The sequence below is a fragment of the Motilimonas thetidivivens genome, from assembly GCF_046452435.1.
Taxonomy (GTDB): Bacteria; Pseudomonadota; Gammaproteobacteria; order Enterobacterales; family CBDFNC01; genus Motilimonas.
On record NZ_JBKFDK010000001.1, the window covers coordinates 213461 to 229186 of the forward strand.

General features: G+C 45.5%; 13 protein-coding genes. 7 read left to right on the plus strand and 6 right to left on the minus strand.

The annotated features are described in order from the left end of the window. Nucleotides 1-45 precede the first annotated feature (45 nt). Nucleotides 46-375, plus strand: coding sequence for a YbaB/EbfC family nucleoid-associated protein (locus tag ACK8OT_RS01055; RefSeq protein WP_410194859.1), 330 nt, complete (start codon nt 46-48; stop codon nt 373-375). Nucleotides 376-785: 410 nt separating this feature from the next. On the opposite strand, the gene ACK8OT_RS01060 is transcribed toward ACK8OT_RS01055, so the two are convergent. Then, the gene (locus ACK8OT_RS01060; RefSeq protein WP_410194658.1) at nt 786-3557 is read right to left on the minus strand and encodes an insulinase family protein; all 2772 of its coding nucleotides are present in this window, start codon (nt 3555-3557) and stop codon (nt 786-788) included. Between the two features lie 222 nt (nt 3558-3779). Here ACK8OT_RS01060 and sixA point away from each other — a divergent pair, with 222 nt between their 5' ends. Together sixA and ACK8OT_RS01070 are read left to right on the plus strand one after the other, a co-directional pair. Next, nucleotides 3780-4253, plus strand: a complete 474-nt coding sequence (gene sixA / locus ACK8OT_RS01065; protein ID WP_410194659.1) for a phosphohistidine phosphatase SixA — start codon at nt 3780-3782, stop codon at nt 4251-4253. 96 nt (nt 4254-4349) lie between these two features. Further along, nucleotides 4350-4559, plus strand: coding sequence for a DUF1107 family protein (locus tag ACK8OT_RS01070; RefSeq protein ID WP_410194660.1), 210 nt, complete (start codon nt 4350-4352; stop codon nt 4557-4559). A gap of 264 nt (nt 4560-4823) precedes the next feature. Here ACK8OT_RS01070 and smrB read toward each other — a convergent pair whose 3' ends face one another. Continuing rightward, nucleotides 4824-5393 carry an endonuclease SmrB gene (smrB, locus tag ACK8OT_RS01075; protein ID WP_410194661.1) on the minus strand — a complete coding sequence of 190 codons (570 nt, stop codon included), beginning with the start codon at nt 5391-5393 and terminating at the stop codon, nt 4824-4826. A gap of 63 nt (nt 5394-5456) precedes the next feature. Between smrB and prmB the strand changes: the two genes are divergently transcribed. The 4 genes from prmB to ACK8OT_RS01095 all read left to right on the plus strand — a co-directional run bounded on the left by prmB (nt 5457) and on the right by ACK8OT_RS01095 (nt 11235). After that, on the plus strand, nt 5457-6380 hold the full coding sequence (gene prmB, locus ACK8OT_RS01080) for a 50S ribosomal protein L3 N(5)-glutamine methyltransferase (protein WP_410194662.1): 924 nt from the start codon (nt 5457-5459) through the stop codon (nt 6378-6380). 21 nt (nt 6381-6401) lie between these two features. Further along, entirely contained in the window at nt 6402-7487 is a 1086-nt protein-coding gene (gene aroC, locus ACK8OT_RS01085) for a chorismate synthase (protein WP_410194663.1), read from the plus strand. A 161-nt stretch (nt 7488-7648) separates the two neighbouring features. Beyond that, nucleotides 7649-10699, plus strand: a complete 3051-nt coding sequence (gene ydiJ / locus ACK8OT_RS01090) for a D-2-hydroxyglutarate dehydrogenase YdiJ (RefSeq protein WP_410194664.1) — start codon at nt 7649-7651, stop codon at nt 10697-10699. A gap of 92 nt (nt 10700-10791) precedes the next feature. After that, entirely contained in the window at nt 10792-11235 is a 444-nt protein-coding gene (locus ACK8OT_RS01095) for a hotdog fold thioesterase (RefSeq protein ID WP_410194665.1), read from the plus strand. 20 nt (nt 11236-11255) lie between these two features. Here the strand turns inward: ACK8OT_RS01095 and ACK8OT_RS01100 are convergent, their stop codons facing one another. The 4 genes from ACK8OT_RS01100 to ACK8OT_RS01115 all read right to left on the minus strand — a co-directional run bounded on the left by ACK8OT_RS01100 (nt 11256) and on the right by ACK8OT_RS01115 (nt 15722). Next, entirely contained in the window at nt 11256-11741 is a 486-nt protein-coding gene (locus ACK8OT_RS01100; RefSeq protein WP_410194666.1) for a hypothetical protein, read from the minus strand. Between the two features lie 353 nt (nt 11742-12094). After that, complete coding sequence (locus ACK8OT_RS01105) at nt 12095-12847, minus strand: hypothetical protein (protein ID WP_410194667.1); 753 nt, start codon at nt 12845-12847, stop codon at nt 12095-12097. A 123-nt stretch (nt 12848-12970) separates the two neighbouring features. Continuing rightward, nucleotides 12971-14569, minus strand: coding sequence for a methyl-accepting chemotaxis protein (locus ACK8OT_RS01110; protein ID WP_410194668.1), 1599 nt, complete (start codon nt 14567-14569; stop codon nt 12971-12973). Between the two features lie 208 nt (nt 14570-14777). Further along, nucleotides 14778-15722, minus strand: a complete 945-nt coding sequence (locus ACK8OT_RS01115; protein WP_410194669.1) for an ABC transporter permease — start codon at nt 15720-15722, stop codon at nt 14778-14780. Nucleotides 15723-15726 lie beyond the last annotated feature (4 nt).

The following is a 15726-nucleotide window of genomic DNA, read 5'->3' on the forward strand; positions in this document are numbered from 1 at the left end:
CTGACCCCAACATTACAATCAATAAACCTAAATGAGAGAAAGATTATGTTTGGTAAAGGCGGAATGTCTGGCTTGATGAAACAAGCCCAACAAATGCAAGATCGTATGCAAAAAGCGCAAGAAGATATTGCGAAGATGGAAGTGATCGGTGAAGCGGGTGCGGGCATGGTAAAAGTAACCATGTTAGGTAACCACAATGTGCGCCGCATTGAAATCGATCCTAGCCTGATGGAAGACGACAAAGAAATGTTGGAAGACTTAATGGCTGCAGCCATCAATGATGCCGTGCGCCGCGTTGAAGAAACCAGCAAAGAGAAAATGGCTGAAGTGACCGGCGGTATGCAACTACCACCAGGTATGAAAATGCCATTCTAATACTGGTTATTGGATGCAAACGAAAAAGCCAAGCCGCCAAGCTTGGCTTTTTTTATGCTTAAATGACTTGAGCTGAAGTGAATTAAACTGAACGTTGGATAAGTTATATCGTATGAACAATCCGCAAAAAATATCCCTATACGCTCTGCGTTTTCATCCCTGAAAACGAAGTTTTGCTACTTATTCAAACGGTATCTATTTGGCATGCCTTTAACCCTAGGGCGAGCGCATAAGTGTACAAAATACAATCAACCAAGCGAACAAAGTGGAATTTTCTTATACGAAACGCCGTGAAATCATCCCTGATGGCTTAACTGCCGCATCCTTGCGGCAGATATTCGTCTAAGAAAATACCACTAAACGTTCAAAAAACATTCATGCGTTTGCCCTGCCCTTAACCAGAACTGAAGTTAATTAATAAATTTTGGCGCCATCAATTTAAACTCGCCGGGATCCCAAATAAAATTGCCTTGGTTAAGCTTATCTTTGCCTCCATGCGCAGAGCCATAGCTGCACATAATGATGCGATCTGAAATACGTGATTTTAATTGAGTGATAAAGCGGATCAAATCGGCTCGGGTCATTTGCTCTAGGGCAAGGGCAACCTGCTCGCGTTGATCAAAATGCCAATCCTTATTGCCTATACTGGCCCAATAGCGTTGGCTACGACTTTTTAAGTTAGCGTCGGGCTGGCGTATTTGACTGATTAATCCTTGTTTGCTGATTTGCCATTGCTCTTGGCTTAGCTCCATTAACACTAAGGCAAAGGTATCAATAAACTCATCAATGCAAGCCAGTAAGTATTGTGGGCCTGCGACTGGGCTTTGAATGTAAAAGATAATGCCGGGATGGCGATTGAGTGGCAAGTTGCCACTGCCTACCACATAACCCAGTTGTTTACGGGTTCTTAGTTCATGAAAAAAGGTGGTCGACATGATGTGATTAGCTAATGTGTAACGCGCTACGTGGGTTGGCGTAGTATGCATGGATTGATAATACACTATCATGGCCGAGTCATTATGATCGCAATTGACCTCGCGAACTAAGGTGCCTTTGTTTGAAATATCAACCAGACGCCGCTTGGTTTCAGCGCTGGGCGTGCTGTTTGGCGCTAATTCACGCTGTAAGTAGTCCGCAATCGTTTCAATTTCTTCTTTAGACCAATCACCGTGCGCCAATACTTCGATATGCACTTGTTTATAAAGTTGTTCAACAAACCCCGGCATTTCATCGGCGCGAACATCGGCTAGGGCCTTAGCCATTAAGGCAACGGGTGGGTTGGCAGGCTGTAGTAATGAGGTTAATTGGCTAAAGAGCTGCGAAATCGGTTTGCCTTGCTTTTGGTTCTTCCAGCTGCGGATCATATTTTGTTTAATATGCTCAAAGCGCTCGGGATCAACATGGCCAAACTTACGCGTACCTAAGATAAGCTGTAACAGCAAATATTGTTTGGCGGTAAAGCCACTCAGGTTAACGGTAAAACCGCCTTGATGAGCATAGATGCGATAACCCAACCCAGCAATTTCTGCCGGATAGGTGATTTCGGTGAGAATGTCGAGAAACAGCTCCACCGCCAGTCGCGTCATCGCAATGTGGCGGATACTTTTTACCGCGTGCTCAGAATCCACCGCTATGTATAAGCTGCCTTTGGGCACGTTGAAATCATTGTCTTTTTTATACCAAACCCGAAAGCCCGCTTGGTCGCGAATGATGCTGGGATAAGGGGTTTCTGGCCCGGATTGTGGCAGCATTTGTCCCATCACGATAAACGGGTTGGGAGGTGGCAATTTAAGTGCGGGATCTAGCTGTTGCTCGCGCCAACGGGCGAGTAGCTCGGGCTTGATTTTATTGACCGAGTAAGGCGTAAAGTACCATTTGGCTGTTTTATCGGTGGTGAGCCCCTTGGCGCTCACTAAGATGCGCATATTATCGGGGGTAAAAAAATCAAGAAAGTAGCTTAATTCATCACTATCAAAGCCGGCCATCATGTAATCACCATAAATGATGTGCTCTGGCTCATAATGATGCATGTTAATACTCAGGTGCGACACGATATCAAGGGCGCGGCTGGTTTCCTGAAACTGGTATGCTTGCTCGGTGATGGCTTGTTTTTCTTGGTAGCGCCAAGGATTGAGTCCGGTTTGCTTGATCTGCGCTATGTAGGCAAATAATTGGCTAATAATGTCATCGCGCTGGGCTAATCCCTTGTCTGTTAAGCCAAAAGAAATATTAAAATCTTTGAAATTGGATCCGCTAACCCCTCCGCCCGCACTCAAACTGTTGATCAGGCCTTGGCTTTTTAGTTGTGAGAATAAACTCGCAGGGTATTCATTACCTAAAATATGACTGATGTAAGTTAATGGTTTGGTTTGATAAAAATGATCAACACAAGGTAAAGCAAAAGCGACAAACAGCTTCTTATGATCTTTTACCGGCTCAACATAAATTTCTAATGCCAGTTCGCTGTCGGTATATAAAGGCTGGTCAATGTGCCAAGAGGGGAGCGCCTTATAAGCGATTGCGCCGAAATAAAGCGCCGCCCATTGGGCCATGTGCGCCAATGTATGTGAGCTTAACAGCACCAGCGTCATTTTTGACGCACAATAGTGCTGCTGATAGAAGCGTAATAGATCGTCACGCGCTAAGCCTTGTTCGGTATCGGCTAAGGTTTGGCTATTACCCACAGAAAATTTAGCAAACGGGTGCGCCGGGTTGACCGTTTCTTTATGAACTTGATATTGTCTTCTGATATCGTCATTGAGCTTTAACTGATATTCCGATTCGATGGCTTGGCGCTCTTTGTCCACCAGCTCTGGGGTAAATAGAGGCGCGATAAAAAATTGGCTAAAGCGATCCAGCGCGGGCTCAAAAAAGGGCGCTTCGATATCGAAAAAGAAGTTGGTGAACTCGGTGCCTGTCCACGCATTGTTGCTGCCGCCGTGTTGATTGATATAGTGTTGGTATTCGCCGCTTTGAGGGAATTTCTCGGTGCCTAAAAACAGCATATGCTCTAAAAAATGCGCCATCCCTTGACGCTCTATTGGGTCGTGAAAATGCCCTACATTGACGGCCAATGAGGCGGCGCCATTACTGGCCTTGGCATCATGGATCAGCAATACCCGCAGCTGGTTTGGTAAGGTAAGAAATTGATATTCTTTGCTGTCATTAGGACTTTTTAGCAAGATAGGCTCCAAACTAGCGCCGCCATCCTTTAGTTTAGTCGCCGCAATGGCTCCACAATGGGGTGGCGTATATAAAGGTAAAAACTAAGTTATTTCATTATTATGGTTCAAATTTTTAGTTGCAAACAAATCTCACTTATTTTGCGTTAAAACCTTTTACCGAATCTGATTGCAACGTAAACTAGCCCACCAAGTTAATTGAGCTCAATTTAGGGATTTAGCATGTTGGTTTATATAATGCGCCATGGTCAGGCTGAAATGATGGCAGCGACAGATGCGCTGCGACCGTTGACCCAACAAGGTGCGGCTGACTCAGTGATGATGGCCCGTTGGTTGGCTCCACAAATCAGCGCCCTTGATGGTATTCTTTGCAGCCCATATTTACGTGCCCAGCAAACACTTAAAGCCATTGAGCCTTATTTGCCTCAGGCAGATTTTTTTGAAGAGTTGCCCCTGTTAACCCCTTCCGGCAATGTCACTGCGGTGGTCAATCATTTATTTCAGCTTGCACAACAGGGCACGCGCCACGTGTTAATCGTGTCTCACTTACCTTTAGTTGGCTATTTGGTGGGAGAGCTATGCCCCAGTGAAGGTGCGCCCATTTTTGCTACCAGTGGCATCGCGTGTGTTGAAATTGATGAGGAATATCAAGGCCAGCTGCACTATTTGCATGCCCCGCACAGTTTGAATAGGTAAACCTGAGTTTCATTGTTTTGTTCATTATTTGATATCAAACTGTCACATACCCTGACTAAGCTGCTCGTGTTTCTTAATAGTCATATCGAGCAGACAATGAAAGAGTTTAAAATATATAACCCAGTCAAAGTTGCAAAATACGTTAAGAGTTATTTCACCGGCCAATTGTTTATACAAGGGGTAGGGCGCTTTGAATTCTATCAAGGCAAAGTTGCGATTTCGCAACATGCTCCCTTACACTACAAACAGATTGCCTCTGAAATCAATAAGTTGATCAAAGCCATGCGTGTTGCTGCTGTCGCGTAGTGAGCATTGCCTAGTCACGATTACTTAGTAACTATTGTTTAGTCACTATTGTTTAGTAACTAGCCTGAGCTTTGGATAAGTTATATCGTATGAACAATCCGCAAAAACGCGGTGAATATGTCCCTATACGCTCTGCGTTTTCATCCCTGAAAACGAAGTTTTGCTATTTATTCATCCGATATTCATTGGCTGGTTCTATTAACCGGAATTGAGGTTAACTATTATTTAGTCACTATCGCTTAGAGCTTGCTTATTGGCGTAGATTTATCGGCGTAGATATTGTGCTTCAATTTCAATCAATACCAATAAAGCCCCATTGCCGCCATATTCTAACGGCGCTTGATGAAAGGCCACCACATCGGGATGTTGAGCAAGCCAAAGTGGGGTTTTGCGCTTGAGCACGTGTTTACCAAGACCATGCATGACGCAGCAAGTTTGATAATGGCGCTTTTTACATTCATGAATAAGCGCTGCCAATTCTTCTTTTGCTTGCTGTTGAGTGAGACCATGCAGATCAAGAAATATCTCCGGCGCATAATCACCACGGCGTAATTTTTTTAGCTCGTACTTATCGGCGTCTTGGCGAATATAGCGAGTTGGGCCTTGTTCATCGAGCAGCGGCTCGTACAAATCAGAAAAATAATCTTTCTCTAGCGCTTCTTGTTTTATTTCATTGCGCTGAATTTTTTCCTTGATCCTAGGTTTATCCGGTTTTATGGTATCCTGCTTTATTTTACGGGTGCCAGAGATGGCTTGTTTAAACAAGGCTAAGTCATCAAACTCGTCTGACATGGGGTTTATCGACTTATCTTGCGATATCTCTTTGTTGCTCATATCGGCACCTGAAACTGAATCAAAAAAACAAAGTCAGCAATACTAACCGAGTTGGAGTTAAATTTGGACAAGAATTTGCGAGCCGAAGCCGTTGCCGAATTGAGCACGATTGGCGATATGATCCGTTGGAGTGCCTCACAATTTAGTGCAAATGGCCTATTTTATGGCCATGGTAGTGACAATGCGTGGGATGAAGCGGTGCAATTAATTTTGCCAAGTTTACACTTGCCCCTTAACATGGGGGAGGCCGTGTTTAGCGCCAAGTTATTGACCAGTGAGCGTGATGCCCTTGTCAGTTTAGTGGCTCGGCGCATTATCGAGCGTGTGCCAACGGCATATTTAACCAATCGCGCGTGGTTTGCGGGCCTTGAGTTTTATGTTGATGAACGCGTATTAGTGCCGCGCTCTCCATTTGCTGAGTTAATTGGCCAGCACTTTGCGCCTTGGCTAACAACTGAGCCGCAGCGAGTTTTGGATTTGTGTACGGGCAGTGCGTGTATCGCCATCGCCTGTGCTTATGCATTTCCTGAAGCGGAAGTTGATGCGGTTGATATCTCGATTGATGCCCTTGATGTCGCGCAGATCAACATTTGTGATCATGGTTTAGAGCAACAAGTATTTCCTATTCAGTCAGATTTATTTGATGAACTAAAAGGCCAAAAGTACGATTTGATCGTATCCAATCCACCCTATGTGGATGAAGAAGACATGGCCAGCTTGCCTGATGAGTTTACTCATGAGCCCGAGCTAGGTTTGGTCGCAGGGTTTGATGGTTTAGATATAGTGCGCCGTATGTTGGCGCAAGCAGCGGATATGCTAACAGAGAATGGCATATTGATTGTAGAAGTGGGGAATTCGCAAATTCACCTTGAGCAGGCGTACCCGCAGGTGCCATTTACTTGGCTCAACTTTGAGCATGGTGGCCATGGGGTGTTTATGTTGACACAAGCACAATTAAAGCAATATCAGCAGGTGTTTTCCTCTTAATTTATTTGGGATGTAGAAGGTATGGCAGGGAACAGTTTCGGACAACTTTTTAGAATTTCAACCTTTGGTGAAAGCCATGGGGTTGCGCTTGGCTGTGTGGTAGATGGTGTGCCACCGGGCTTAAACATAACCGAAGAAGACTTACAGGCCGATTTAGATCGCCGTAAGCCGGGCACGTCGCGCTATACCACGCAGCGCCGTGAGCCTGACCAAGTGCGTATTTTGTCTGGTGTTTTTGAAGGCAAAACCACAGGTTGTAGCATAGGTTTGTTGATTGAAAACACCGATCAGCGCTCTAAGGATTACTCTGCTATCTCAGGGTTATTTCGCCCGGGTCATGCTGACTACACCTACCACCAAAAATACGGACACAGAGATTATCGCGGTGGCGGTCGCTCAAGTGCCCGTGAAACAGCGATGCGCGTTGCCGCTGGTGCCATTGCAAAGAAATACTTGTTTGAAAAACACGGCATTACCGTGCGTGCTTACATGAGTCAATTGGCTGATATTAAAGCGGAAACCATCGATTGGGATCAGGTTGAACAAAACCCGTTCTTCTTCCCTGATGCGAGTAAACTTGATCAGCTAGATCAATATATGCGTGACCTGAAAAAACAAGGTGACTCAATCGGCGCGAAAATCACTGTGGTTGCCCAGCATGTACCTGTCGGGTTAGGTGAGCCGGTATTTGATCGCCTAGATGCTGATATCGCCCATGCGCTTATGAGCATCAATGCGGTGAAAGGCGTTGAGATTGGTGATGGTTTTGATGTGGTTAACCAAAAGGGTACCGAGCATCGCGATGAACTGACGCCAGAAGGTTTTACCTCTAATCATGCTGGTGGCGTACTTGGCGGCATTTCAACTGGGCAAGATATTATTGCGCACATTGCATTGAAACCGACTTCAAGTATTACCATTCCGGGTAAAACCATTACGGTGGACGGTGAGCCTACGGAAATGATCACTAAGGGCCGCCACGATCCTTGTGTGGGTATTCGCGCGGTGCCGATTGCCGAAGCCATGATGGCCATTACCTTGATGGATCATTACTTGCGCCACCGTGCACAAAATAACGATGTCGTGACGCAAACACCGAAAATATAAGGTTGTTTCAGCTCTAATTACTATGAAATGCTGCTTTTTTATAAAAGCAGCATTTTTTGTTTTTAAACAAGTTAAAACTGTGAGTTAAACAGGATTTCTAAGGCTTTTTTGGTATAATCGGCGCACTATTTTTATGTGTGTATTACAGGGACAGTGAGCAGATGATCCCCATTCTTAGCCACCAAGAAAACATTGATCCAACCGCTTTATCATTTTTAGATGCATTAGCCCAAGCAGGCTTTGCCGGTGATATTGAAAAATCCTATGCCAGTCGCCTTGCTGTTGCGACCGATAACTCGGTTTATCAAAGCTTGCCACAGGCCGTTGTGCTGCCTAAACATCAGCAAGACATAGTGATCATGACGCAGTTGGCCAGTCAGCCAGCTTATGCCCAAGTTCGCTTTTCTCCTCGTGGCGGTGGTACCGGCACCAATGGTCAGTCCCTGACGCAAGATATCGTAGTGGATTTATCCCGCTATATGAATCAAGTGCTAGAGGTTAATGCCGCAGAAGGTTGGGTTCGAGTACAAACAGGCGTGATCAAAGATCAGCTTAATGATGCCCTGCGCCCTCACGGTTTCTTCTTTTCACCGGACTTATCAACCAGTAACCGCGCCACCATCGGCGGCATGATTAACACCGATGCGTCGGGCCAAGGCTCACTTAAATACGGTAAAACCAGTGATCATGTGCTTGAATTAACCACCGTTTTGGTTGATGGCACTGTGCTTGAATCAACCCCGCAAAGTAATCAAGCTGCCAAGCAACTTGCCGATCAAGGCGGCACTGTGGGTAATATTTACCGCCAAGTGCTGGAAACGTGTGAAAACATGCAGCAGGAAATCGAGCAGCGTTTTCCCAAATTAAACCGCTTTTTAACCGGCTACGATTTAAAGCATGTGTATGATGTAGACACCGGCGCGGTGGATTTAAGCCGTATTTTGTGTGGCTCGGAAGGCTCGCTCGGTTTTATTACCGAAGCCAAATTAAACATCACGCCTATTCCTAAGTATCGCGCGCTGATCAACGTAAAATACGATAGCTTTGAATCAGCGTTGCGCAATGCGCCGTTTTTGGTCAAAGCCAATGCCTTAAGTGTTGAAACCGTTGACTCAAAAGTGCTCAACCTCGCTAAGCAAGATATTGTTTGGCATAGCGTATCGGATTTAATTCAAGACGTGCCTAATAAAGAAATGGACGGCTTGAACATGGTGGAATACGCCGAACAAGATGAGGCCAAACAGCAGCAAAAAATCGCCAGTCTGTGTCAGCTGTTAGATGAAAAAATTGCCAATGGTGAAGATGGCATCATAGGTTATCAAGTCTGTGATGATCTGGCTGGGTTGAATCGTATCTACACCATGCGTAAAAAGGCTGTGGGATTACTTGGCGCAGCGAAAGGGCGCGCTAAGCCGGTTGCGTTTGCTGAAGATACCTGTGTGCCACCTGAAAACTTAGCCGACTTCATCATGGAGTTTCGCGCTTTGCTTGATGGCAAGGGGTTGAATTACGGCATGTTTGGCCACGTTGATGCGGGTGTATTACACGTGCGTCCCGCGCTTGATATGTGCGATCCATTACAAGAAACCTTAATGCGTGAGGTTTCCGATAAAGTCGTGGCGCTAACCGCTAAGTACAAAGGCTTGATGTGGGGCGAGCACGGTAAGGGATTTCGTTCTGAATATGGTCCGGCGTTTTTTGGCGAAACCTTATTTAATGAACTGCGCAAAATCAAGGCCGCATTTGACCCGTATAACCGCGTTAACCCTGGTAAAATTTGTACGCCGTTTGCTTCAACCGATCAGCTGGTTAGTGTCGATGCGGTTAAGCGTGGTTTTTACGATCGTCAAATCCCAGTACAAGTGCGCGACAGCTTTACCGAAGCCCTAGATTGTAACGGTAATGGTTTATGTTTTAACTATGACGCTGCATCGCCGATGTGTCCTTCGAGTAAAATTACTCAAGATCGCCGTCATTCGCCAAAGGGCCGTGCTGGCTTAATGCGTGAATGGCTGCGCCAATTGGTTAACAACAATGTCGATATCATTGCGCTAGAGAAAGAGCTGTTGGCGGGTAAAAATGACGTGAGTTTAGTAAAGCGTTTTGCTAACTCTTGGTCTAAAAAGCGCGGTCAATATGACTTTTCTGCCGAAGTGATGGAAGCAATGGAAGGCTGTTTAGCCTGTAAGGCCTGTTCAAGTCAGTGCCCAATTAAGGTGGATGTGCCTACCTTCCGTTCGCGTTTTATGTTCTTGTACTACAGCCGTTATCAGCGTTCACTAAAAGATTATTTAGTAGGCTATTCAGAAGTCTACACGCCGTTAATGGCTAAAGCGCCAGGCCTGTTTAATGTGTTCTTAAAGCAAAATTGGGTGCAAAAACTGGCCACCAAAACCACAGGTATGGTGGATATTCCGGTCTTGAGTCAGCCTACCTTAGCGCGCTCTTTGTCGGGGCACAGTGCGCTGACGTTTGATCTTGATGCTTTGAATGAAATGAGCGTTGAGCAGCGCAATAAAACCGTGCTGATTGTACAAGATCCGTTCACTAGCTACTACGATGCTGATGTGGTGCGCGACCTTGTGTTGCTAACCGAGAAGCTGGGCTTTAAGCCCGTTATTTTACCGTTTAAGCCAAATGGCAAGCCACAGCATATCAAAGGCTTCCTGCGCGACTTTGCTAAAACAGCCAAAAATGCCGCTGACTTTTTAAATCAAATTGCTCAGCTTAACATTCCGATGATCGGCACCGATCCTGCGTTGGTACTGTGTTATCGCGATGAGTACGACAAGGCGTTAGGTGATGCTCGTGGTCAGTTCAAGGTTGAGTTATTCCAAGAGTGGTTAACGCCGCGCTTAGCTGAACTTGGCCCATTGGCTACAAGTAATATGACCTTCTTCTTGTTTGGGCATTGTACCGAAAAAACCAATTTGCCGAATTCAACAGCGGATTGGCAGCGTATTTTTAGCGCATTTGGTGCCGAGCTAAAATCCGTGAATGTCGGCTGTTGTGGTATGGCGGGAACCTATGGTCACGATGCTATGCAATATGAAAATTCAAAAGGTATCTATAGTCTGAGTTGGCAGCAGGAGCTGGCTAAGCATGATATGGCCCAGTGTTTGGCCACGGGCTATTCTTGTCGTAGCCAAGTGAAGCGTTTTGAAGGTGAAAAGCTGAAGCATCCAGTGCAAGCTCTGCTAAGTTTACTCTAATATTTCCTTAGCGTTTCATTATCATCCAACGGCAGTGACTTAGGTGATTTAGGTGACTTAAGCTGACTGCCGTTGTTTTAAAGGGCTGATAAATGACATCGATTTGGCGTAAAGCAAGTGATTTAACCAAGCTTAATCAATTAAGCGATAACACTTTAGTTTCCCATCTAGAGATAAAATACACCGAGCTGGGTGACGACTATTTAGTGGCTACCATGCCGGTTAAAGCCATCACTAAACAGCCCTATGGTTTGTTACATGGTGGAGCAAGTGTGGTGCTTGCGGAAACCCTTGGCAGTGTGGCGGGCAATTTGGCGGTGCCTATGGGCCGAGTTTGCGTTGGTCAAGAGATAAACGCCAATCATTTGCGCAGTGTGCGTAACGGGGTGGTGACAGGCAAGGCAACACCTGTTTACCTTGGTGGCCGCAGTCAAGTGTGGGACATCCAGATCAAAGACGAGCAACAGCGTTTAGTTTGTTGTTCAAGGCTAACCCTAGCTGTGATTGCTGACCCAAGTAAGGCGCAAGAGCAGTAGGGCTAGCCTTGCAGGGGGAGCTAGCCTAGCTCACGCTGCATTTCTAAATATTGACGGTGTAAGTCTTGTCGCCAGATATCACCAATAATACGGGCATGAAAGCTTTTTGGTGATAGTTTAAAGTAATCCAGCAAAGATTCATAAACCTGCTTAAACGCCTTGTCAAAGCCATTGCGCTCTATGCTGCGAGAGCAGGTGGTTGCTTTTTCATTCTTGGGATTAACTATAAAGCCGATACGCCAACCGTTTTTATGATCCGGCGCCCTTACCTTGATATGTTTAAACTGGCCTTCTTCGTAGAAGTGTTTGAGAAAGGTTTCTTGATGTAATTCGCCTTGCTCATCACGCCATTGCTCGTCTAACTTTTTGGCTTCATGTTTAGCAAGGGCAATTTCTTGTCGACTCATGCCATCAATGTTAATAAAGCGCTGTTTTTGGACTTTATTAACCTTGCGTCGGACATGGATGTAGCTTCGACCTTCTAATTCTCTTAGAACAACTGACATATAGTTTTCTTTTTAAAAGTACAAGTAAATCGAAAATAACCTTTGGCACTAACCTTAGGCACAAGGGGAGATAAGGCCTAATTAGTTACCTTTGATTTGGTAAACGTGGAGCCTTTTGGGGATCAAGGCAATGATTGCTGATGCAACGTTAACACCTATAAGACCGCTTGTAAGGGGCTAACCAAATCATTTCTATATTGTGGGCTGGGAATATAATGAATTCAAGTAAACAAAGGAATTAGCTGTGATTAGTTAGAAAGATTTGACATTGATAATTGATACTAGCGAATTAGTTTTATGCTGAGCTTAGCTAAAATGTTAAAAAATAAGGCTAAGCTGGGCTGGGTCTATGCTTAGCGCCAATCGAGCCAATAGCGATATTCAAACTGGTTTTGCTGCTCAAGGGTGGTTTTAAAGCTGGCACTGGCTTGATTCAAACAACGTGGGCCAATAAATTCTGGCTCAGACCAGCCAACATAGCCGCCCATATAATCACGCTGATAGCCCCATTGCCCGCAACTCAATAGGGTATCGAATTGGTTATCCCGTTGACATACCACGCAGGTTTCAAACTCGACCTTGATGGGTTTACCGTCTCGTCCGTAATGATCAGAGGCATAAGGGGTATCATAGAGGGCGACGGTAGAAGCTCGCATGGTTCTGGTTTGCCATGGCTTATCGTCAACATCAACCGGGGTGAGGTGCATGCCACTGCCATGCTCAAGGGGCGGGTTATCGTAGAATGGCTCGTTAAATTGTTCAGGTACGTCGATTTGTATGGCTGATTCATCTGGGTTGAGTTTTAAATTTGAACTACGAATTTGCAGTAAGCGGTAACGGTCACACTGAGCTAGGTTGGTTTCTTTTATCTCGCCTTGGCTGTTGCTGAAAAAGTGGATCTCCACACCCACGCCAGTGGCGTTGTCAAAGGAAGTATATGAAGCTTGCATTCTGGCATTATGATACCAAGGCTGAGAAAAGGTCAGTATCCCGATGGCAGTATTGTTATACGTCACTGGGCAGGCTTTATTGAGTATAAGATCCTGCGCAAGACTCGCGTTACAATAACTAAGCGCCGCTAAGGCAAATAGGCAATACAGCTTCATTATTTTGTCATACAAGCCACTTCAAGTTGTAAAGAAAGCATAGTATGAGAAATTGATTTTGATCAAGGCCGCTTCTGAGCGGCCTTGGTTATGGCGGGCAGATATTACTGATAATATTTAACGTTACTGCAAGCGAAATTGACCTAACATTGCTTTGAGGGCTTGCACGTTTTCAGCCAATTGACGGCTTTGCGCAGCGCTGCGATTACTTAACGCGACACTTTGAGTCGCCACATCGCTGACATGGGTGATATCGCTGGCAATTTCACGGGTAACCGAGGTTTGCTGCTCGGTGGCGGTGGCGATAGACATGATCATCGATTCTACCTGATGTGCCTTAGCAACAATTTCTTCAAGCGCTTGGCGAGACTCCTCACTTAATATGGCACCTTGCTCTACAAGCTCACAACTTTGCTGTGAGTTTTGCACTGCCGATTTGGTCTCACTTTGAATCGCGCTGATAATTTCGGCGACCTCTTTGGTTGCTTTGGTGGTGCGCTCTGCTAAGTGGCGCACTTCCTCGGCAACCACAGAGAATCCGCGTCCTAACTCGCCGGCTCGCGCCGCTTCTATCGCCGCATTGAGCGCCAGTAGGTTGGTTTGATCGGCAATATCGGTGATCACGCGGATCACATTGCCAATTTCGTCACTGCGTTTGCCAAGCTCAAGAATGCCATTGGACATATCCTTGATGCGGATGGCGGTGGATTTTGAGCTGCTCACCATTTGATCCATCACCTTACTACCAGATTGGGCGAGTGCGCCTGCGGCTTTCGCTTCATCGCTGGCGATCGCACTTTGCTGCGCGACTTCTTCAACCGTGACGCTCATTTCTTCAGCTGCGGTAGCAATTTGATCGGCTTTATTTGATTGCTCCTGACTGCCTTTTTGAACTTCTTCACTGCCTTTTTCTAATTCAATGCTGGTTTCTTTAACTTGCTCTGATACATCACTAATGGCGCTAATTAATTCTTTTAACGATTGCTGCATTTGACAGATGGAATTCGCAACCTGACTAATCTCGTCTTTTTTGTCACTGATGGTGAGTTGCTGTGATAAGTTGCCCGTTGCTATTTCATTGGCGATGCTCATCAATTGCGTTAAGCGTTGGCCAATCGAGCGAGCTAATACGAAAGCGATACCCACACCAATAAAGACCGAGATCAGTGTGGTGACAACTTGCCCCGTTTTCATTTCCGCCAGAGAGTCAGATTGAGATGCTAAGCCTTGTATGGCATCGGCGACCTCTTCATCCGTGGTTTTATTTAACATGGCTTCAAGGGGCTTAAAGTATTCGTTTTCGATGGTATTGAGTGCTTGGTAGCGCTCGTCGAGGGTTTTTGTGGTCGCGCCGAAAACATCCGCTTCCATGGCTTGACTATATTTTTCAAGTAATTGAGCCATTTTTGCCATTTTTTCTCGATTGGCGGCTGAATTGGCTTCCAGTTGTTTAAGTTGCTCGAAGGTTGGTAAAAACCGTTCTTTGACTTGGTTATAGACGGCGCGCTCTTCTGCTTCGCCACTGAGATATTCAAATGCAGCTAATTGCATTTGGCTTAACATGTTAAGCAGTTTTAAGCCGGCGATAGCGCCGGGGACATCATCGTTTGAAACTTCATCCGCAACATCAACGGCATGGTTTACTTTAAAACTTGCGACCGTGCTCATCGCTATCATCAATAAAAGGATGGCACCAAATGCAAGGTACAGGGTATGTGACATTTTTAGGTTCATATTATCTCTCGCTTAGGGATGCTAATTAATTCGATGATTTTTAAGTAAATATGATTACTAATCGGCAGAAAATACCGTTACTTAAGTAGATTTAACTGGCTTTAACGTAAATAGCGAAATTTAATTTATGAGTTGTGAACTTAGTCATGGCGAGAAAAGACTAGGGCACAGTCGTGCCCTAGATCATGGGGGGAGATTAATCTTGGTAAACTTTTGGGTTGAAAAAGTCGCGTAACCAATCACCTAATAGGTTGATCACTAAGATCAAGGTGACCAGCACTATGCCTGGAAAGACGGTGATCCACCAAGAGCCTGAAAAGATATATTCAAATCCGATACTGATTAATGAGCCCAAAGATGGCTGAGTAACCGGCATGCCTAAGCCTAAAAATGACAGGGCAGCCTCACTCATAATGGCATTGGCAATTTGTACCGTAGAAATAACCAAGATAGGCGATAAACAGTTTGGCAGAATGTGACGAAACATGATGCGCGGCGCCCTTAATCCCATGACCAAGGATGCTTCGACATATTCTTTTTTCTTTTCAGCTAGCACGGACGCGCGAATGGTGCGTGCGTATTGCGGCCATTCGGCAATACCAATAATCAGCACTAGCATTAAAATGGCATATTGGCTGTACATTTCCGAGCCCATCGCACCTTGGAATATCGCTGAAACGATAATGGCGACCATCATGGTTGAAAACGACAATTGCACATCAGCGATACGCATCAATAAGCTGTCGATTTTACCGCCAAAATAGCCCGCACTCAGACCGATAACGATACCCAAAAACAACTGCAGGCCAACGGCTAAGATACCTATGGTTAACGACACGCGCATGCCATACATGATGGTGCTTAAAATATCGCGTCCTTGGTTATCTGTACCTAGGAAAAAGCGTTCATCGCCTTCATCACTAAACATCATGGGCGGTAGCTCAGAGTCCATGATATCGATGCTCTCAAGGGCATAAGGATCGTGGGGAGCAATCCAAGGTGCGGTTAAGGCGACGATAGCGCAGCTTAAAAATACCGCAAAGCTCAGCATTGCCACCTTATCGCGGCTGAAATAGTAAATAAAATCAGATTGTTTAATTTTTTGCCAGCGGCTTGGGCTGGCAGCTACATTGGTGCTCATGAGG